This window comes from Microbacterium sp. Root280D1 (assembly GCF_001428975.1).
Classification (GTDB): domain Bacteria; phylum Actinomycetota; class Actinomycetes; order Actinomycetales; family Microbacteriaceae; genus Microbacterium.
In genome coordinates this window covers 381,319-401,091 of the sequence record NZ_LMJK01000003.1, presented here as the reverse complement: position 1 = coordinate 401,091, position 19,773 = coordinate 381,319, and the positions used below count along the sequence as shown (strand labels likewise).

The window sequence follows — 19,773 nt, the reverse complement described above, 5'->3', positions numbered from 1 at the left end:
GCCGATCAGCCGCGCTTGCCCGTGATGCGCGACGCTCGGTGACCGACCCGCTCGACGATCGAGTCCCTCACACGGATCATGGAGCGGTTCTTGCCCGCGCTGGCCGCCGTCAGGCGCTGGAACCGACCGGGGAAGAACCGGTTGGCCGCCTCTTCGATCTTCAGGGGCGACCGGCGCATCCCGAGTGAGTCCTCATACTCGAGCTCGATCACCCACACCCCTGCCCGAGGGAAGAGCTCGGGGGAGATCTCTGCCGACCAGGTGCGATCGTCGAAGTCGAAGTGGCGGATCGGGAACCGGACTCGATCCCGGTCTCGGTACTGTCGAGCGACGAGACGCGTGACTCCCCCGGGTCGCAGTCCCGTCATCGCGCCTGACAGCGTGGTCCGCGCCCCGCTTCTCAGCGTGGCGGCGATGCCGGCGGACGGAGGACTGATCGACTGCCGGGCGAGGTCGACGTCATCTGACTCGACGATGGCACCCGCGAGCCGTTCTTCCAGACTGTGGGGAACGACAGCAAGGGGGACGTTCGGATCCAGAAGACGTCTCCGCAGCACCGGCAGGGCCGGCGAGAAGGCATCGGTCCGCCATGACGGATCACTGATGAACCGGCGCATCAGGTATTTCAGTGAGAGGCTGTCGATCGTGGCCCGAGGGATCGTCGGCAGCGCCTCGGCAGCCGACAGCGCACGGATGAGCTGGTCGGCGTTCAGCGTGGATGCCGACTTCTCGGCGCGCAGCATGATCCGCGCCTCGTTGAATCGACCGTCCGCGGCGAGCGCCCAGACGACCTGGTTCTCTGCTTTCAGTCTGCGGAGCTCGTTGCGGGGCGCACGCGAGAGCAGCTTCGCGATCTGTTCCGCGACCCGACGGTCCTCGGCGCGGTCGCCGGAGCGACGCTCGAGGAACTTGCCGATGTTCTGCCAGGCGTCGGCGTTGAGCACCATCGCCCAGTACTCGCGGGTCACCGGCGCCGACTCGCGTTGCTGGACCAGCGCGGCGCACGTCGCCTCTTCGCTGAAGTAGCTCACCGTGTAATCCGTCGAGCCCGCGCGCGAGGTCATGGAGCCCCCGCCCGGACGGTCTCTGTAGACGTACGCCGGCAGCGGGGACACCGCGATCGATCGCGCGCTCAAGAGGACGCTCGTCATCGCGACGATGTCGTTCGATCGCGGAACCCCGGGAAAGGGGAATGCGGTCTGCTGCCAGTGCTCGCGCCGGATGAGACGGTTCCACACCGCCCGGTGCCTGACCAGCTGGGGGTGGGTCTCGATCGTGACGTTCTCGAGAGGGAGCGCATAGGCCTGATTGAAGCCGGTGCCCGCGTCCCACGTCGAGGTCGTGAAGAACTTCAGATAGCTGCCGTTGATGACATCCGGATCCGACCTGCGCGCGAGCGACAGCAGGTGCGCGTACGCGCGTGGCGGGACGACGTCATCACCGTCGGCGAACGCGAGATACTTTCCGCGGGCGAGCTCGATCCCGGCGTCGCGCGCCTGGCCGCCGCCCGCCCCGGGAGACCTCACCAGACGCACCCGGGGGTCCGCGCGCTGATGCGCGAGGACTCTGTCCTGAGTCCCGTCCGTCGACCCGTCGTCGACGACGATGATCTCGATCCTGACGCCCACGGAGGCTCGGATGCTCTCGAGGAGCTCGTCCACGTAGTGGACCACGTTGTAGGTGGGGATGATGACGGAGATGTCGATGGCATCGGAGTCGGTGTCGGGGTCCCCCGATGTCGCGCCGGGTCGCGACACGAATCGCTCGATGAACGCGTCCCGGAGGTCCTCCTCCCCGCGCAGCCCGAGCGGGGCCCAGGCGTCGACGAGAAGGGGGGTCGAATCGAAGCTCGGCACGTCGTCGACCCCGATGGGGCGGCCATCGGGCCGTGCGACGTCCACCAGGGCAGCATGGCCCATCGCGATCAGCGCGAGCTGCCAGCGCTTCCAGATCGTCAGATTCGACAACGAGGTCGTCGAGAGGTCTCGCGCGAGATCGTAGACGAGAGCCTTCGCATCGGGTCGTTCCTGACCGGCGGCGAGGAGATCGAGCGCCTTCGGGTTCAGCACGTCACGGGAGATCACCTCGCGGGCATACGACTGGCGCACTGCCAGCGGAGCAGCGGCGAGCGCAGCCCAGATGCGAGATTCGTCCGTGACCCAGCGCGAGGACATCGGTGCAGCCGGGCTCTTGCTCGGACGTTCCCGGCAGAAGACGACGGAACGCGAGACGATATCGACGCGGCCCGCAGCCAGATACAGCCGGGCTACGAGAAGCTCCTCGAGCCACGGATCCTCCGCGTGCACGAGCGAACGGATCAGATCGCGCCGCATCACCTTGCCGCACAGGATGTCATCCGAGACCAGGCCGGGCCGGTCCTCCAGCAGGATGCTCGTCGCGTCCGTGTCGAGCGCGCCGTCGACTGCACGACCGATCCGGTAGCGGTGCTTGGCGATCGACTCCGCGGTTCCGACAGCCATGTCCGATCCGGACGCCTGCAGGCTGGCGACCAAGGCTCGGTAGCCGCCCCGGATCGAGAGCCCGTCGGCATCCGCGACCGTCACCCAGGAGGCTGAGCAGCGCTCGAGAGCAGCGGCGAGCGCTGCGCTTCGCCCCCGTGCGCTGTCCGCGTCGATCACGTGAACACGCGCATCAGAGCGCGCCGCCGTGCGCACGACCGACGCGACGTCCGGGCTGCTGCGCCCGTCGACGACGACGACGACGTCCAGGGTCGGGGAATCCTCTCGCAGGGTCGACCACAGGAGGTCGCTCACATGCATGGGCGATTCGGGGAAGATGACGACCACGCTCAGATCAGCGACCTCGTTCATGGCACCTCCGTGGTCTGCGTGGAAGAGTCGGTCAGGTCCTCGATGATCGACACATAGTCCCAGGCCATGTGCAGCGTCGAGTATTCGGATGCGAATCGCGTCGCCGCAGCTCGCACGTCCTCCCTCACGGGGAAGGCAGCCGCGATCGTGTCCGCCAGGGCAGACACGGGATCGCGCCGGGTGTCGTAGAAGGTCACCCACGGCTGCGCGCCGTACTCCGCGATGAGATGAGGCTCGGCGGGCAGGATGCACGGTCGCGCGAACGTCGCCGAGAGCAGGACGCTGCCGGAGTTGAGCACGCGCTCATAGGGGAAGACCAGCACGTCGCACGCCGCGAACCACGCCGAGATGTTCGCGTCGCTGATGAACGAGTGCCGTCGCACGGTCGGCACGCCCGTCGGCAGCTCCCGTTCGATCAGAGCGATCTCCTCGGGTGCCGTCTTTCCGGCGAGCACCAGAACGAGATCGTCGACGTGGGATGACGCCTTCCCCACCGCGCGCAGCAGGGTCGGGATGCCCTTGTATCCGCGGATCTGCCCGACGAATCCGACCACCGATGCGGACGACGGTATCCCGAGAAGCTCACGGGCCTGGTCCTGGGAGGGCGGGTCGGAGTAGATACCCGCATAGCTGGCGTGCCTCAGGGTGACGATCTTCTCGGGTGGGAGATCGTAGAACTCCGAGACGGCCTCGCTGGTGCTGGCGTTCAGCTGGATGATCCGATCGGCGCGCTCCGCGAGGAGGCGCGCCAGCTTGACCTCCAGGTCCGGATACGGGGTGTTGTGAGCCAGCGTGTTGTGGACGGTCCAGATGATCCGCACGCCCGCCTTGCGCAGCCTCAGGAGGATCCCCGCGAAGCGCTTGAGGGAGCGCTCTGCGATGTCACGAGTGCCGTCCGAGTTCACGATGGGACTCGTCCAGTGGATGTGGAAGATGTCGCCGTCCGTCAGGCCGGGCAGAGCGTCGACCAGCGTCTCGATGGTCTTGGACCCCTCGACGCGCCATCCTTCCGAGCGTGCCCCGACATAGAGCATGTTCAGATACGGATTCTGCGCCCAGGCGGGGAAGACGTGGATTTTTCCGCTCACGCTGTGAATGTCCCATTCTGAAGACTGATGTCGGCACCGGCTTCCCGCCACGGCACGGAGTCCGCGAGCGACGGGTACCCCACGAGGGTGCTCTGGTCCTGGGTCCCCCGCATGACGGGGATCTGCGAGGATGACCCGTCCGCGTGGGTCACGCGGACGATGACCGAATCGATCTCGACCTCCGAGCCCATGGCGACGGATGCGGTGAGGTCGATCGACCATTGGCGGTGGTACATCGCGAAGACGGGCAGGTCGGCGGTGCTCTCCCTGCCGGCGTCATCCTGACAGACCACCTCGATGGCGGACACCTCGTTGGTGGGGGTCCCCACGCGCAGGGCTATCGAGAGGACGTGCAGCCCCTCAGCCGAGCGCACAGCTCGCATCAGCGCGTGCGGCCCTTCGCGCTCGAGCCAGAGTGCGCGGAGGAATCTGTCGGGGTCCCCTCCGTCGAGCGCCGCGAGCAGGCCTGCATCGGCCGTCGACAGGTCCGTGTGCTCGAGTCCGGGCACCAGCGCGAGTCGGTATGCGTGCGCTTCCGCGAAGCTGCCGTCGAATGCACGACGAGACACGGAGCGGACCGTCCCGTCATCGCCCTCGATCAGGGCGCGGCCCGCCTCGACGACATGAGGGAACACCTCCTGCACGAAGTGGTCACGGCTCCCGGATTCGTCGGGTCCCGACGCGACACCCACGTCGGCCCACGCCGCGAGAATGACGTCGCGGTCGTCGAAGACGGCGGGTCGCGCGGACGACGATGCACGACCCCACAGGTCGTGCGGGAATGCGGAGAGCAGGGCGTCGAGGTCGACGTCCGGCGCCGTGTGTCCGCCGAGGTCGATGGCAGCGGAGATGTCCCCCGAGATCCTCGTGAGCGGCCGACCGGTTCCCGCCAGATAGTCGCGGTACTTGAGTGCTCCCTCGGCGGCGGACACCACGAAGCGCGCCGGGATGCCGAGCGAATCCGCGATCGCGATGGCGTGCAGCGAGCTCCCCACGACGAAGCCGCTCCCGGCGATCGTCCGGAGCACTGCGTTCAACGGCGCTCTCGGATCGAGCACTGTGTAGCCGAGCGAGGTCGCGCTCTGCGACATCTCTTCGAAGTCGTTGAGGTTCGGGGCGATGAGCATCCCGCCCGCTCCGGTACGGCCCCAGATTCTCAGCTCCGGCATGAACCGCGGGAGCAGAAGCGCAGGATCGCCGAACACGGCCGGCACCCTGCCCCCCTTGGCCGTGATGAGACGGGCGGAGTGGGGACCCCGAACGCTGCGGATGTCGAGCGTCTCGAAGTGGGGCGGCAGCTTGGATGCGAGTTTGAAGTTCACCCCGGTGCCCCAGACGACCGCGCCCTCCGGTGCGAAGTGAAGCACCGAACCGATCGTGATCAGCACCGGCGCCTCGGAGGACTCCGTCGAAGACGCCCTCATGCTCAGGTCACCGAGTATCCGCTCCACCAGCAGAGGTCCGAGCAGATCTCCGAAGTTGTTGACCAGACGGCCGCCGGGTTCGCCCTCGGCCGTTCGCAGCGGGTTCCACGAGAGGACGTCGATGCCTCCGAGACGGGTCAGCAGAGCTCCGCTCGTGGCTGTCACGATCCTGCCTTCATCGGGTCGCCACTCGCCGGCGATTGGCCCGGCTCACCGAGCCAATCGTAGAATCCGGTCGCGAGCGCGGCGGCGAAAGACCTGTTCATGTGGTAAAAATCTCCACGGGAATAGAACGAATCGGCTCCGGTGTCGGAGGGATCGCCCATCGCGTGGACGTTCTCGGTGAAACCGTCGGCGGTGAGAGTCGGGCCGGGCTGTGAGAACACCCGCACACCCTCGTCCTCGAGCCGACGCACCTGTCGCGCGAAGTCCGAGCGCACTCTGTTCCAGTCGCCGCTCGACGCCAGGCGCCCGTACAGTGCGAACTTCTCGCCGTCTCTCGAAGACACCCACTCCGCAGGAGCAGGTTGCGGAATCACGATCACCTGCGCGGCTCCGACGTCCACCAGCAGTCGGGTGAGGCGCGCCATGAAGATCTGGTCGAACGCCGCATCGACATACGCGTTCCAGACCGCGTCGCTGAGCGACGGCACTCCGTAGTCTCCGACGGCGTCGACGGGAGCGAAGCTCTGCCAGAGCTTGACCATCTGGACCAAGGAGAAGTTGAGGCCGACCGCGACGATAGCGTCGGCGCGTCGCACATCGATCTCCGCGCCGTATCGCGGCGGATCCTCCAGCTTGATGAAAGGGAGCTCGACCGTGCCCGAGTCGCTGACGACGACCGCATCGACAGTCCCGTACGTTCGCGAGATGAAGTGCGCGACATCTCGATCGCCTCGCGCCTTCGTCAGCGCGGGCGCGATGGTTCCCAGGTGGGAGTTCCCCACGAATTCAATCCTCATCGGCGAAAGCCTCCAGAATCGCTTCCTCGCAGAAGACGCGCTCGTCGACGGCCTCATAGTCGGCCGACTTCGGATTCCGGCCGGCGGCCTCGGGGGACGCCGGAGGGGCGACCGGGTGTTCGGCATCTGCATCCGCGTCCGCCTCGGCGCCTCGCGCCACATGCTCGGACAGGAAGTAGGCCATCACCTTCTCGACAGTCTCGGGCCGCACGTTTCGCCCGGTCTCGTCGAACGGCTCATTGCCGGGCGCGTGGGAGGTGACGATCTCGTAGGACGGGAAGTAGTCGATGTCATCGAATTCCGATGCCAGCATCCCCGCCGCTGCACGCAGTACGGCTTTGGAGTAGGTGGTGGCGACCAGGACGTTGTCGTCGGTTGCGGTCGCGGCGAGCGGGACGGGCGAAACCGTCAGCAGGAACTTGATGCCGGGGTTCACGGTCCGCACGAGGGTGCGGAACTCGGTGAAGTCCTGCACGATCTCGGAGACGGTGAAATTGTGGAACCGGTAACGGTCAGGATCGTAATCGCCCGCGATGGTGCCGGGAGCGGTCGGGTAGATCGTTCCGGATCGGACATCCTCCCATCCCTCCGTGAGCCCCAGCGTGAAGACGAGGACATCGGAGTCCGTGAGGACCGATCTCACTGCGACGATGTGCTCGGCGCGCTGTCGTTCCACGTGTGCAGCACTGGCGAGGCCCTCGGGCTCGACGGCAGGACGGAGTGCGTCGAACCAGCGATCGCCCCGCTGCCAGGCGATGTCCTCGCGCACGGAGCCGGAGAACGCCTCCTGGGCGAGCTGCAGCAGTTGCCGGACGAAGTAGATGTTGCCGTAGCGGGCGGAGTAGACGCCGTAGCCGTGCTCTCGCAGCAGTTCGACGTCGACGTTGCCGGGTCCGGGCTCGGCGTCCACGACGTTGTAGCCGGCCCCGCGCAGGTACCGGGAGATGTGCTGTGCGAAACAGCTGCCCGCGGTAGCCACGGAGGAGCTCGGATCGATCTCGAACTTCTTCGTGTAGATGCCCTGCAGGTCGGTGACATCTCGACCCGAGATGGACTTCTTCCAGAAAGTACGACCAGGCCGCCCCCGGTAGGGCGATCGCGCGACCGGTGTGCCTGACTGTGATTCGGTGCTCATCTGATATCCATCTCCCCCGATATCCTCTACTGCCATTTCGCTCGGCCCAGGGCCGACGTCGGGATGGACCCGACCTTCGATCCTGGGCCGTGCGCGCCTCATGTCACGCGGAGCCGGAGTGCTCGACTTCCTCGATCAGCTGGTCGCGGAGACGGTTCATGAAGGCCGTGGACCTCTCGCGCAGCATAGCCACCTGCTGCGGATCGATCGGAGCGGGGCCTGTCTCACCGAAGATCTCGATCAGCTTGTCGGAGTGGTGAGCCGCGACGAGCTCGCTCCGCCCGATGCGCTCCATGAACGCGCGGTTCTTGTTCGTGGGCACCAGGACGATCGACGGCACGCCGTACATGGTCGCGACGACTGTCCCGTGGAACTTCATGCTCGCGAGCACGGTGCACTCGCCGATCGCGCGGGTCAGGACGTCGAGGTCCTCGGAGTGCACGACCTCCTTGTCCTCGACCTGAAGCGCCGGAGCGTTCGCGAAGTCGCGCTCGCCCACCGAACCCGTGCCGAGGATGATGTGACGAATGCGGAATCCACGCCGCTTCGCGTGTGCGGCCAGCTCTTCGAGCTTCGTGTAGTCGTCAGGCGTGTCGACGCGCCGCTGGCGCGTGACGATGCCGAGAATGGGCTGCCCTGCGGGCTTCTTGACCTCGGGCAGGTCGAGCGAGCAGACGATGTCCGGCTCACTCGTCACCGGTGCGGTGGGCTCGAGCTTCTCGCGGATCCAGTTCGCACCGAAATCGTCGCGCATCCCGATCAGCTGAACGTTCTCGTGGCCGAAGAAGCTCCGCAGACGGTTGATGATGTGCGGCTTCTCCTTGTGCTTCTCGGAGCCGTGATAGATCGGCACTCCCACTCCGGCCACGTAGAACGGCTTCTGGAGGTAGGTGCGATCGAAGTAGCGCGGGTCGGTGTTCCACTGCTGGACGAGATCGCCGCCGCCCATCACGATGGCATCGACCTCAGCGACCTTCTCCTCCACGGGACGGCTGAAGTAGGGCTGGCGCTCGAGGTCAGGGATGATCTGGATGTCGAACGTCGGAGCGAGGAACTGCTGGAAGACATCGACGAACAGCTCATCACCGTAGTTGCCGTGACCGAAGAACCCGACGAGTCCGATCGACTTCTTGGTCGCCGGGGTCTGGGCACTGACCTGCTTCGTGGCGACAGGGGCCGGTGCGGTGACGGCCTTCGCTGTCCGCTGCTCGCTCGCTTTAGGGAGCGCGGGCGTGCCGGACGCGACCTGCTTCTCGAGAGACTCGCGCAGCGCGGCGAGCTCGCTGTGCACGCCGGCCACCTCCGACTTCACAGCTGAGAGTTCCCTCCGGCTGAGTGAGATGTCGGAGACGAGACCTCGTGCGACGTCCGCCGTCTGATCCGCTGCGGTGCGGGCCGAGCGGGAGAGCTGGCCCAACCGGCGGATGGCGCCTCGTCGACTGGCGAACTGAAGCTGGGCGAACACGCCGATCAGTGCGGCCAGGATGGCGACCACGGCGACCGCCCAGTCGGTCAACCCCACGAGCGCGAGGGTGGCGGCGATGCTGCCCCCCACGAGGAACACGGCGGCAGACGCGATATCGCGACCCGTGTAGCGGGACATAAAACTCCTTCAGAGCCCACGGGCGCGGGCCAGCAACTTCGATCGACGGTCAGGGGGTGGCGCGGCTGCACCGGATACGGCTGTGATCAGCCTACAGTCCTGGAGAATATCGGTCAGAACGGTGACCGTCCGAGATTTCCGACGACTCGACCTGACGCCTGCTCGCGCCTCAGACAGGAATCCGCACCGTAGGAGCGTCGCCCGTCTCCCAGAAGTCCGCGTCCAAGACGCGGGTCACCGGGTCGGGCTCCTCCGCCCACACCGCAGCCTGCCGTGCGCCCTCGGACGAGCGAGCAGCCGCTCGAGCCTCATTCTGGCGCTGCAGTTCGGCCGCGGCAGCGCGACGCTCCCACAGCTCGCGTTCGATCATGGTGCGATCTCTGGCGTGGATCATCGCCCTCAGGATCATCGCGAGCAGCAGCCCCAGGTACCCGCCGACCGTGTTCGACAGCACGTCGAGAACGGTAGACACGCGCTCGTCCAGGGCGATGCCCTGCGTGAACTCGATCGCTCCGGAGAAAGCCGGCAGCAGGAAGATCGCGAGCCACCAGGCCTTGCGCGCGAGCGCGAGTCCGAGCAGGAATCCGAGCGGCACGAACATGCCGATGTTGGCGACGAACTCCAGCTCGTTGTAGCCGAACCGCTCGGGCACCCCGAGGTTGTGCAGTGCGCGGAGCACGCGCCCGGCGATGCTGTCGAACTCGAGCTGCTCGGGCTGCGGCCACATCGTCACCAGCAGCACGAAGGCGGAGTAGACGATGAGCAGCAGCGTCGAGATCCACAGCCGCGCATGGCTTCGCGGAGGCGGCGGTCCCACGTGGATCTGTGTCATGGTCGCGTTCCTCTCATGCCCGGGGCCGGGCGACGACGCCTGCGGACAGACTCGGGCCATGCTATCGATCGTCGATCGCATCTCGCCGCGAAGTCACCGAGAAACCGCCCCGAGGCCCACTGCCCCGGGTACGACACAGGGGCCGGACCCGAAGGCCCGACCCCTGTGCGAGAAAGCAGATGCTTACTTGATGATCTTCGTGACCGTACCGGCGCCGACGGTGCGTCCACCCTCACGGATGGCGAAGCCGAGGCCCTCCTCCATGGCGATCGGCTGGATCAGCTCGACCGTCACGTCGGTGGTGTCGCCGGGCATGACCATCTCGGTGCCCTCGGGCAGCGTGATGACGCCGGTGACGTCGGTGGTGCGGAAGTAGAACTGCGGGCGGTAGTTCGTGTAGAACGGGTTGTGACGCCCACCCTCATCCTTGGACAGGATGTACGCGGTACCGGCGAAGTCGGTGTGCGGCGTGACCGAACCCGGCTTGACGATGACCTGACCGCGCTCGACGTCCTCACGCTTCGTGCCACGGAGCAGGAGACCACAGTTCTCGCCGGCCCATGCCTCGTCGAGCTGCTTGTGGAACATCTCGATACCCGTGACCGTGGTCTTGACGGTCGGACGGAGTCCGACGATCTCGACCTCGGAGTTGATGGCCAGCGTGCCACGCTCGGCGCGGCCGGTGACGACGGTTCCACGACCGGTGATCGTGAAGACGTCCTCGACGGGCATGAGGAACGGCTTGTCCTTGTCGCGCACGGGGTCGGGAACGTTGTTGTCGACGGCCTCCATGAGGTCGAGGATGGACTGGGTCCACTTCTCGTCACCCTCGAGTGCCTTCAGAGCGGAGACGCGGACGACAGGAGCGTCCTCGGCGAAGCCCTGCGAGGCGAGCAGCTCGGAGACCTCAAGCTCGACGAGCTCCAGGATCTCCTCGTCGTCGACCATGTCGGCCTTGTTCAGTGCGACGAGCAGGTAGGGGACGCCGACCTGCTTGGCGAGCAGCACGTGCTCACGCGTCTGAGCCATCGGGCCGTCGGTGGCGGCGACCACGAGGATCGCGCCGTCCATCTGAGCAGCACCGGTGATCATGTTCTTGACGTAGTCGGCGTGGCCGGGAGCGTCAACGTGCGCGTAGTGGCGCTTCGGGGTCTCGTACTCGATGTGCGAGATGTTGATGGTGATTCCACGCTGGCGCTCTTCCGGCGCCGAGTCGATGGAAGCGAAGTCGCGCTGCACGTTCGTGTCGGAGGGGTACTTGTCAGCAAGCACCTTCGAGATCGCTGCGGAGAGCGTGGTCTTGCCGTGGTCGACGTGACCGATGGTTCCGATGTTGACGTGCGGCTTGGTCCGCTCGAACTTGGCCTTAGCCACTTGGTCCTCCTCAGGACGTCGTGTAGAGGTCACCGGGCACTGGATTGCGACCGGATCTCTACGGGTTAGGTTCTCAGTTTAGTAGAGAGGGAATGTGAAGTTGTAGGGGACCTGGGAGCCGGGCGTGAACCCGGCTCCCAGGAAAGTGTTACTCGCCGCCGCCCTGGTGCTTCTGGACGATCTCGTCGGCCACAGCGCGGGGAACCTCAGCGTAGCTGTTGAACTCCATCGAGTAGACGGCGCGGCCCGAGGTCTTCGAGCGCAGGTCGCCGATGTAGCCGAACATCTCGGACAGCGGGACGTGTGCACGGACGACCTTGACGCCTGCGGCGTCCTCCATCGACTGGATCTGGCCACGACGCGAGTTCAGGTCGCCGATGACGTCGCCCATGTACTCCTCGGGAGTACGCACCTCGACCGCCATGAGCGGCTCGAGAAGCGCCGGGTTCGCCCGACGAAGGGCTTCCTTCATGCCCATCGATCCTGCGATCTTGAACGCCATCTCCGAGGAGTCGACGTCGTGAGCAGCACCATCGACGATGGTCGCCTTGACACCCACGATGGGGTATCCGGCGAGCACGCCGACGTTCATCGCGTCCTGGAAGCCGGCATCGATCGAGCCGATGTACTCACGCGGGATGCGACCACCGGTGACCGCGTTGACGAACTCATACGTCTTCTCGTCGTCGAGGTCGAGCGGCTCGATGTTGAACTGGATCTTCGCGAACTGACCCGATCCACCGGTCTGCTTCTTGTGCGTGTAGTCGTACTTCTCGACGCCCTTGCGGATCGTCTCGCGGTACGCCACCTGCGGCTTGCCGACGTTGGCCTCGACGTTGAACTCGCGCTTCATGCGATCGACGAGGATGTCGAGGTGCAGCTCGCCCATGCCCTTGATGGTCGTCTGACCGGTCTCGGGGTTGAGCTCCGTGCGGAAGGTCGGGTCCTCTTCAGCGAGCTTCTGGATGGCGACACCCAGCTTCTCCTGGTCGGCCTTGGTCTTCGGCTCGATCGCGACCTCGATGACGGGCTCGGGGAACGTCATCGACTCGAGGACGACCGGCGAGGCCGGGTCGGTGAGGGTGTCACCGGTGGTGGTGTCCTTCAGACCGATGACGGCGTAGATGTTGCCGGCGGTGACCGAGGGAACCGGGATCTCCTTGTTGGCGTGCATCTGGAAGATCTTCCCGATGCGCTCCTTCTTGCCCTTGGTCGAGTTGATGACCGCAGCGCCGGAGTCGAGCTGTCCCGAGTAGACGCGGACGTAGGTCAGGCGACCGAAGAACGGGTGCACGGCGACCTTGAACGCGAGAGCCGCGAACGGGTCCTTCGCGTCGGGGTGACGCTCGATGATCGTGTCGTAGTCCTTGGGGTCGTGCGCCTCGATCGAGCCCACGTCGAGCGGGTTCGGGAGGTAGTCGACGACGGCATCCAGCATCGGCTGCACGCCACGGTTCTTGAACGCGGAACCGCAGAGGACCGGGTAGATCTCGGAAGCCACGGTGAGCTTGCGGATCGCGCCCTTGATCTCGGCGACGGTCAGCTCCTCGCCACCGAAGAACTTCTCGAGCAGCGCGTCGTCGGTCTCGGCGACCGTCTCGAGGAGCTGCTGACGGTACTCGTCGGCCTTCTCCTTGAGGTCGGCCGGGATCTCCTGGATCTCGTAGGAGGCACCCATGGTGACGTCACCCTTGGAGTCACCCGCCCAGACGAGCGCGCGCATCTCGACGAGGTCGACGACGCCGATGAAGTCGTTCTCCGCACCGATGGGCAGCTGGATGACCAGCGGCTTGGCGCCGAGGCGGTTGATGATGGTGTCGACGGTGAAGTAGAAGTCCGCGCCGAGCTTGTCCATCTTGTTGACGAAGCAGATGCGGGGGACGTTGTACTTGTCGGCCTGACGCCACACGGTCTCGGACTGGGGCTCGACGCCCTCCTTGCCGTCGAAGACGGCGACAGCACCGTCGAGGACGCGGAGCGAGCGCTCCACCTCGACCGTGAAGTCCACGTGACCGGGGGTGTCGATGATGTTGATCTGGTTCTTGTTCCAGTAGCAGGTCACGGCGGCAGACGTGATCGTGATGCCGCGCTCCTTCTCCTGCTCCATCCAGTCGGTGGTCGAGGCACCGTCGTGGGTCTCGCCGAGCTTGTGGTTGACGCCCGTGTAGAACAGGATGCGCTCGGTCGTGGTGGTCTTGCCAGCATCGATGTGAGCCATGATGCCGATGTTCCGAACCTTGCTCAGGTCGGTGAGCACGTCTTGTGCCACAGGAGTGTCCTTATCTTTTGTGCAGTCGTACTGCGAAGAGGGGGGTGCCCGCCCCTGATGTGTGATCGGGGGCGGGCGAAGCTGTTTACCAGCGGTAGTGAGCGAACGCGCGGTTCGACTCGGCCATCTTGTGCGTGTCCTCGCGGCGCTTGACCGCTGCACCGAGACCGTTCGACGCGTCGAGGATCTCGTTCTGGAGACGCTCGGTCATCGTCTTCTCACGACGACCCTTGGCGTAGCTGACGAGCCAGCGCAGCGCGAGGGTGTTCGCGCGGTGCGGCTTGACCTCGACCGGAACCTGGTAGGTCGAGCCACCGACGCGGCGGCTCTTGACCTCGAGAGTCGGGCGCACGTTGTCGAGCGCCTTCTTCAGAGTGGCGACGGCGTCCTGACCGTTCTTCGCCTCGACGCCACGGAGGGCGTTGTAGACGATCGACTCGGCGAGGGACTTCTTGCCGTCGACCAGGATCTTGTTGACCAGCTGGCTGACGATCGGAGCGCCGTATACCGGGTCGTTGACGACGGGACGCTTGGGGGCGGGACCCTTACGAGGCATTGGACTCAGCCCTTCTTTGCGCCGTAGCGGCTGCGAGCCTGCTTACGGTTCTTGACGGCCTGGGTGTCCAGGGCGCCACGGACGATCTTGTAACGGACACCGGGGAGGTCCTTGACACGGCCTCCACGGACGAGCACCAGCGAGTGCTCCTGGAGGTTGTGACCCTCACCGGGGATGTAGGCGGTGACCTCGGTGCCGTTGCGGAGCTTCACACGAGCGACCTTGCGCATCGCCGAGTTCGGCTTCTTCGGGGTGGTGGTGTAGACGCGGGTGCAGACCCCGGCCTGCTGCGGGTTCGACTTGAGTGCAGGCGCCTTGGTCTTCGAGACCTTGGGCGAGCGACCCTTGCGAACCAACTGCTGAATGGTTGGCACGTTCTCTCCTCATAATGCTGCACGGTGACAGCGTGATGGGTTTCACATCAGTGACCCACCGGCACGCCGGAATCGACGAGCCTTTGTGGTGGTGGGTATGCCGTGGGGGCGGACCGGCATGGTGCCGACGCCCAGCGCGCACGTCGAGACGTGCACACACCTGATCAAGTGTAATGCCGCGTAACGTGGTGGTCAAATGAAGGCCGCTCAGCGGCGGTCGCTAGGCCTGGTCCGAGTCGAACGGGGAGTCGAGCGAATCGGTGAGCTCGGCGAGCAGCGCCTCGATCTGCGGCTCGACATGCTGCGAGATCGCGGCCTGGATGTAGATGCGGTGGCGCAGCAGGATGCCGCAGATCTCACGGCCGACCATGTTCGCGTACTCGTCGGCGAGGGCCACCTCCTGTCGCAGCGCCACCTTCGCCTCGTCGCTCAGCGGCGGCAACGGCGGCAGATCGTCGACCGCCTCGTCCGCCAGTCCCGCGATCGTGAAGAGGAACGGCGCACCGGGGACCGGCTCCGGATCGAGCGGGAGTCCGTCGAACTCCGGATCCAGCCCGTCGGCCGGACGGTAGCTGCGCGCCCGGTTCCGTGCGGCCTGCTGGTCGAGCTCGCGCTGGAGCATCGGGAGGTTTCTTGCGGTGTACTCGGCCACGGCATGGTCGACGATCGTCTTGATCCGAGTCGAGAGGCCGTGCTGCACGCCGTGCGGCGTGTTCGAGCCGATGCCCGCCGCCGACAGGATCGGCGAGCCCAGGCAACGCCGACAGGGCGCGACCCGACCACGATGGGTCGCCGGCTCCCAGCGCGGCACCCACCGCAACCAGGCCTCGACGGCCTGGTCGACCTGCGTCTCCAACGAGCGCTCCACACGTAGAGCGTACGGCGCGTGCACCGCTGCTGCCGAGATTTCGTCTCGACGGCGGGGCGTCATTCCTCGTCGTCGCGCTCCCACGGCCACTGCGGCTGCTGCGCGCGCGTGCGGCGCAGCGCGATGCCGCCCCAGGCGGCGATGGCCCCGGCGGCCAACAGCACCGCGCTCGCCCCGCCACGGACGAGATCGCCCGCGACGACCGTCGCGACGATCAGGTCACCGCTCGCGACCGCGACCGCGATCCAGAGGACGACCAGATGCGCGAGCGCCGTGGCCAGCGCGACGGCGGGCGCCGCGAGGAACGACGGATGCGATCGCCGCAGCGACCCCCAGAGCGACAGCGCGAACGCCACCACCGCCGCGAGCATCCCGACCGCTCCCGGCACCTGCCCCAGGCCAGGGACGGCGATGATGTCCCGGTCGGTGGCCACGCTCAGCGCGCCGAGGCCGAACACCGCCAGGGCGAAGAAGCTGATCGCGGCGAGAACCAGAGCCAGGATGGCCGAAACCCCCGGGGACGCGGGTCCACGGGGGTTCGGCGATGACATGTTCGTGATTACCTCGAGAGCGTCGGACCGGCCTCGAGCGTGCGCTCGTACTCACGCTGCGCCTCGGCGTTGAGCTCGGTCTTGCGCGCCCCGCTGCGGGCGACCCACGCGCCGAACCAGATGGTCAGCTCGCGGCCGAAGACGAACGCCGCGATGGCGAGCGGGTGGAAGAGCTGGGCACCGATGAGCTCGCTCCCCTCCCGAGCCGTGAGCAGCCAGAACGGCGCCTCGAAGAGAGCACCGAGGATGTGTCCGCCGTAGGCGATGAGCCCGACGATGATGCCGAAGACCACCCAGAGACCCCAGCGTCCGCGGTTGATGAACGCTCCGAGAAGCCAGAAGCCGAGGAAGAACACCACGACGGGGACCCAGAAGCCCCAGGTCATCAGCGGAGCGAGAGCCGCTTCGCCGATGTTCTCGCCCGTGATGTCACCCGCGACGGCACGAAGGCCGAGCGTCGCACCCAGGTAGAGGATCGCGAAGGCGACGGTAGCGAGCAGACCGATCGCACCGGCGGTGCCGCGGTTTCCCCGCTCGCGGGGCGGCTCGGGAGCCTGGACGAAGATCGGCTGCTGCTGGACCGGCGCGATGACCGGTTCGGCGGCGGCAGGCTCGGACGGGACGATCCGGGTCTCGGTGTTGTCGGCCGACGAGTACGCGGCTCCGGCGAGAGCGGACTGCTCGTGCGCGACCGGCGGCGTGTAGGCGGGGGGTGCGTCCGCATCCGTGCCGAACGACTTCGTCGTGTCGGCATCCGTGTTCCGCGACGTCGTCGTGGCGTCTGCGTCGAGGTACTTCGGGTCGTTGAGCTCGGGCGTCGCGAAGGTACCGGGGTGATCCTTCTCGGCGGCTTCGAACGCGGCGACATCCGGGTCGACGGCGGGCTGGGCAGGTGTCGGAGCCGACGTGTCGTGCGCAGCGTCCGCGGGCGTGCCATGCACGCCTGCACCCGCTGCGGCGGCGGCGTCGAGTCCAGCGTTCGCGCTGTCGACGACGTCGTTGACGTCCTTCGGCCGCTCGGGCTGGGGAACCTCGGGGTCACTCATGGGGGTGCGCCTCTCATCGGATGTGTGCATTGCGAGATTACCGCCGCCCGACCGCACCCCGAGGGAGGCGTGCCGACGTGTCGTGCAGCCCGTGATCGCTAGGGAAGCGTCGAACGGAGGGTGTCGCCGACGAACGATGCGACGACCGGCACGATCGGCATCGAGAACCAGACGAGAGCGCCGATCACGCCCGCGCACAGCACTCCGGCGACCCAGCTGATCGCCACGTTCCGCCCCGCCACACGCGTCATGTCATCACGCTACGGCCGCCGTCGCACGACGGGTGATCGCAACGCCGCGAACGCTGCGACCATGATCGCGGATCAGCCCTTCGTGGCGCCCGCGGTCAGTCCGCCGACGATGTACCGCTGCAGGAACAGGAACAGGATCATCACCGGGATGGCGGCCATCACCGCGCCGGCCGAGAAGGCCGACCAGTCCGCGTATCGCGGGTTGGCGACGAGCTTGGTGAGACCGACCACCAGGGTCTGCTGCTCGACATCGACGAGCATGACGCTCGCGATCACGTACTCGTTCACCGTGCCGATGAACGACAGCAGCGCGACGACCGCGAGGATCGGCGCGACCAGCGGCAGGATCATCGTGAAGAAGATGCGCGCGTGTCCGGCGCCGTCGATGCGCGCCGCTTCATCGAGCTCCATCGGCAGGGTGTTGAAGAACCCGTACATCAAATAGGTGTTCACCCCGAGCGCGCCGCCGAGGTAGACGAGGATCAACCCCGTGTGCGTGTTCAGTCCGATCGCGGGGAACCAGTCCCCCAGCGTCGACATCAGCAGGAAGATCGCGACCACGGCGAGGAGCTGCGGGAACATCTGCACGACGACGATCGTGACGAGGCCGATGCGGCGACCCGCGAAGCGCATGCGCGAGAAGGCGTATGCCGCGAGGGCGCCGATGAACACCGTCACGGCTCCCGTGACCACGGCGATGACGAGCGTGTTCAGGAACCACAGCCCGTAGGGGTTCTGCGGGTCGCTCAGGATGCGCACGTAGCTGTCGAAGCCGAACGCCGAGAACAGCTGGTTCGATCCGGTCAGTGTTCCTCTCGGATTGAGCGAGGCCGAGACGACGTACAGCAGCGGGAACAGCGCGAAGGCGCTGACGACGATGGCGACCACATGGCGCCATCCGGTGTCGGCGAACCATGCGCCGAAGCTGCGGCGACGCGGCGCGAGGTCCTGTTCGACGGCGACGGGGCGGGCGGTGGTGCCGATGTCCGTGGTGCTCATGTCAGTTCAGCTCCTCGAGGGCCTTGGTCTTGCGGAAGCTGATGATCGAGATCGTCGCGACCACGATGAAGATCAGGATCGTGAACGCGGAGGCGAGGCCGTAGTCGCGGGACTGCCCCGTGAAAGCCACCTTGTAGACCATCGAGATCAGGATGTCGGTGTGCCCGACCGGGATGCTGACATCGTCGAACCGCGGCCCGCCCTTGGTCAGCATGTAGATCAGGTTGAAGTTGTTGAAGTTGAACGCGAACGACGAGATCAGCAGCGGCGCCACCGTGACGAGCAGCAGCGGAAGCTTGATGCGCCGGAAGACCTGCCACGGGTTGGCGCCGTCCATCACCGCGGCCTCGTTGACGTCTTCGGGGATGCCCTGGAGGGCGCCCATGCAGACGAGGAACATGTAGGGGAAGCCGAGCCAGAGGTTCACCAGCAGCACCGAGACCTTCGCGAGGTTCGGATCGGTGAGCCACGGGATGTCCGCTCCCCCGAAGATCACCTGGTTGATGAAGCCGAAGCTCTCGTTCATCATCCCGGCCCAGACGAGCGCGGAGAGGAACGCGGGGAATGCGTACGGGAGGATCAGGATGATCCGGTACCCGTTGCGGAACCGCATCCGCGTGTTGTTGAACACCAGCGCGAGGAGCAGGCCGAGGAAGAACGTCGTCGCCACGGAGAGCACCGCGAACACGAAGGTCCAGATCGTCACCGAGATGAGCGGGCCGCGGATCGAGTCGTCGGTCACCGCGCGCACGAAGTTGTCGAACCCGACGGTGGTCTGCCAGCCGGGAAGCAGCTCGGCGCCGTCCTCGGCGATGAACGAGCCCTCCCCCGTGTCGGAGTACACCGCGCCGGTCGTGGTGTCGGTGATGGTGTCGGCATCCGCGTCGTACTCGAGCGTCGAGACGTACAGGTAGCCCTTCTGGCCGTCGGGCGCACGCAGGCTGCCGTCGTTGGGGTCGTCGCTGAACGGCACCGAGAGCTTCTCCAGCTCTTCCGAGAGCGTGAACACCTTCGCGAGGGGCAGCGTGGTCCAGCCGTCGACGGCCACAGCCTGGTCGCCGTCGAACTCGGCGTCGACCTCCTCCAGGGGCTGCTCGGCCGTGCCGAGCAGCGCGTCGCCGGAGTCGGGATCGGTCACCAGCAGGCCGTAGGTGCCGAACTGCTCGACGACCGTGACCGGGTACGTCGGGGAGTCCTCGACGCGCTCCTGGGCGGAGGCGAGGAGCGACGAGATCGCCTGGTCCTTCGTGCCGTTGTGGCCGGTGCCGTAGTTGGTGAAGCCGATGTACCCGGTGTACAGCAGCGTGAACACCTGGAAGATGATCAGGAAGATGATGCCGGGCGTGAGGTACTTCGCGGGGATGCGCTTGCGCGAGAAGTAGATGTAGTTGACGAGCACGGTGACGGCCACGACCAGGCCGAGCACCAGCCACTCCTGCTGCCCGAAGAGGACGAACGCCGCATACAGCGCGATGGCGTCGACGATCGCCAGCAGCAGGATCTTCAGGAGCATCCAGCCGATCGGCCCGGATGCGGCCTCGGCGATGCCGGCGGCCTGGCGCTGGCGCTTGGTGAGTGGAGCCGTGGGCTCGGCGGTGTCTGTCATCTCG

The 19,773-nt window shown here is 66.4% G+C and carries 17 protein-coding genes and 1 pseudogene; 1 reads left to right on the top strand and 17 read right to left on the bottom strand.

Annotated elements, in window-relative coordinates:
• Positions 1 to 5: 5 nt before the first annotated feature.
• The 5 genes from ASE34_RS14380 to ASE34_RS14360 are packed head-to-tail and all read right to left on the bottom strand — an operon-like array spanning position 6 to position 7,440.
• Complete coding sequence (locus tag ASE34_RS14380) at positions 6 to 2,831, bottom strand: glycosyltransferase family 2 protein (RefSeq protein WP_056279717.1); 2,826 nt, start codon at positions 2,829 to 2,831, stop codon at positions 6 to 8.
• Complete coding sequence (locus ASE34_RS14375) at positions 2,828 to 3,919, bottom strand: glycosyltransferase family 4 protein (RefSeq protein ID WP_056279715.1); 1,092 nt, start codon at positions 3,917 to 3,919, stop codon at positions 2,828 to 2,830. The genes ASE34_RS14380 and ASE34_RS14375 overlap by 4 nt, the downstream gene beginning before the upstream one ends.
• Positions 3,916 to 5,508: a polysaccharide pyruvyl transferase family protein gene (locus ASE34_RS14370; RefSeq protein WP_056279714.1), complete on the bottom strand. Its 1,593-nt coding sequence runs from the start codon at positions 5,506 to 5,508 to the stop codon at positions 3,916 to 3,918. Before ASE34_RS14370 ends, ASE34_RS14375 begins: the two co-directional genes overlap by 4 nt.
• The gene (locus ASE34_RS14365) at positions 5,505 to 6,290 is read right to left on the bottom strand and encodes a hypothetical protein (protein ID WP_056279712.1); all 786 of its coding nucleotides are present in this window, start codon (positions 6,288 to 6,290) and stop codon (positions 5,505 to 5,507) included. The genes ASE34_RS14370 and ASE34_RS14365 overlap by 4 nt, the downstream gene beginning before the upstream one ends.
• Positions 6,291 to 6,294: 4 nt before the next feature.
• Positions 6,295 to 7,440 carry a GSCFA domain-containing protein gene (locus ASE34_RS14360; RefSeq protein ID WP_056279710.1) on the bottom strand — a complete coding sequence of 382 codons (1,146 nt, stop codon included), beginning with the start codon at positions 7,438 to 7,440 and terminating at the stop codon, positions 6,295 to 6,297.
• Positions 7,441 to 7,598: 158 nt separating this feature from the next.
• On the opposite strand from ASE34_RS14360, the gene ASE34_RS18370 reads away from it, so the two are divergent.
• A complete protein-coding gene (locus tag ASE34_RS18370; RefSeq protein WP_350223955.1) occupies positions 7,599 to 7,700 on the top strand; it encodes a hypothetical protein in 102 nt (33 codons plus the stop codon).
• 71 nt (positions 7,701 to 7,771) lie between these two features.
• On the opposite strand, the pseudogene ASE34_RS17930 reads toward ASE34_RS18370, so the two are convergent.
• The 12 genes and pseudogenes from ASE34_RS17930 to ASE34_RS14305 form a co-directional block, all read right to left on the bottom strand.
• Positions 7,772 to 9,043, bottom strand: a pseudogene (locus ASE34_RS17930) (polysaccharide pyruvyl transferase family protein); the annotation flags it as partial.
• A gap of 169 nt (positions 9,044 to 9,212) precedes the next feature.
• On the bottom strand, positions 9,213 to 9,875 hold the full coding sequence (locus ASE34_RS14350; RefSeq protein ID WP_056279707.1) for a VanZ family protein: 663 nt from the start codon (positions 9,873 to 9,875) through the stop codon (positions 9,213 to 9,215).
• A gap of 183 nt (positions 9,876 to 10,058) precedes the next feature.
• On the bottom strand, positions 10,059 to 11,249 hold the full coding sequence (gene tuf, locus ASE34_RS14345) for an elongation factor Tu (protein ID WP_053097508.1): 1,191 nt from the start codon (positions 11,247 to 11,249) through the stop codon (positions 10,059 to 10,061).
• 148 nt (positions 11,250 to 11,397) lie between these two features.
• The gene (fusA, locus tag ASE34_RS14340; RefSeq protein WP_053097509.1) at positions 11,398 to 13,518 is read right to left on the bottom strand and encodes an elongation factor G; all 2,121 of its coding nucleotides are present in this window, start codon (positions 13,516 to 13,518) and stop codon (positions 11,398 to 11,400) included.
• 85 nt (positions 13,519 to 13,603) lie between these two features.
• Positions 13,604 to 14,074 carry a 30S ribosomal protein S7 gene (rpsG, locus tag ASE34_RS14335; RefSeq protein ID WP_050722490.1) on the bottom strand — a complete coding sequence of 157 codons (471 nt, stop codon included), beginning with the start codon at positions 14,072 to 14,074 and terminating at the stop codon, positions 13,604 to 13,606.
• Positions 14,075 to 14,079: 5 nt separating this feature from the next.
• Positions 14,080 to 14,448 (bottom strand): 30S ribosomal protein S12, encoded by a 369-nt coding sequence (gene rpsL, locus ASE34_RS14330; RefSeq protein ID WP_013584051.1) that lies wholly within the window; start codon positions 14,446 to 14,448, stop codon positions 14,080 to 14,082.
• A 220-nt stretch (positions 14,449 to 14,668) separates the two neighbouring features.
• Entirely contained in the window at positions 14,669 to 15,316 is a 648-nt protein-coding gene (locus ASE34_RS14325; protein WP_053099216.1) for a hypothetical protein, read from the bottom strand.
• A 59-nt stretch (positions 15,317 to 15,375) separates the two neighbouring features.
• Complete coding sequence (locus ASE34_RS14320; RefSeq protein ID WP_056279704.1) at positions 15,376 to 15,867, bottom strand: hypothetical protein; 492 nt, start codon at positions 15,865 to 15,867, stop codon at positions 15,376 to 15,378.
• Between the two features lie 8 nt (positions 15,868 to 15,875).
• Positions 15,876 to 16,913, bottom strand: coding sequence for a hypothetical protein (locus tag ASE34_RS14315; protein ID WP_056279702.1), 1,038 nt, complete (start codon positions 16,911 to 16,913; stop codon positions 15,876 to 15,878).
• A gap of 98 nt (positions 16,914 to 17,011) precedes the next feature.
• Positions 17,012 to 17,164, bottom strand: a complete 153-nt coding sequence (locus ASE34_RS18035) for a hypothetical protein (RefSeq protein WP_171821933.1) — start codon at positions 17,162 to 17,164, stop codon at positions 17,012 to 17,014.
• Between the two features lie 72 nt (positions 17,165 to 17,236).
• Positions 17,237 to 18,163 carry a sugar ABC transporter permease gene (locus ASE34_RS14310; RefSeq protein WP_056279700.1) on the bottom strand — a complete coding sequence of 309 codons (927 nt, stop codon included), beginning with the start codon at positions 18,161 to 18,163 and terminating at the stop codon, positions 17,237 to 17,239.
• A 1-nt stretch (position 18,164) separates the two neighbouring features.
• Positions 18,165 to 19,769 carry an ABC transporter permease subunit gene (locus tag ASE34_RS14305; protein WP_056279698.1) on the bottom strand — a complete coding sequence of 535 codons (1,605 nt, stop codon included), beginning with the start codon at positions 19,767 to 19,769 and terminating at the stop codon, positions 18,165 to 18,167.
• Between the last annotated feature and the right edge of the window lie 4 nt (positions 19,770 to 19,773).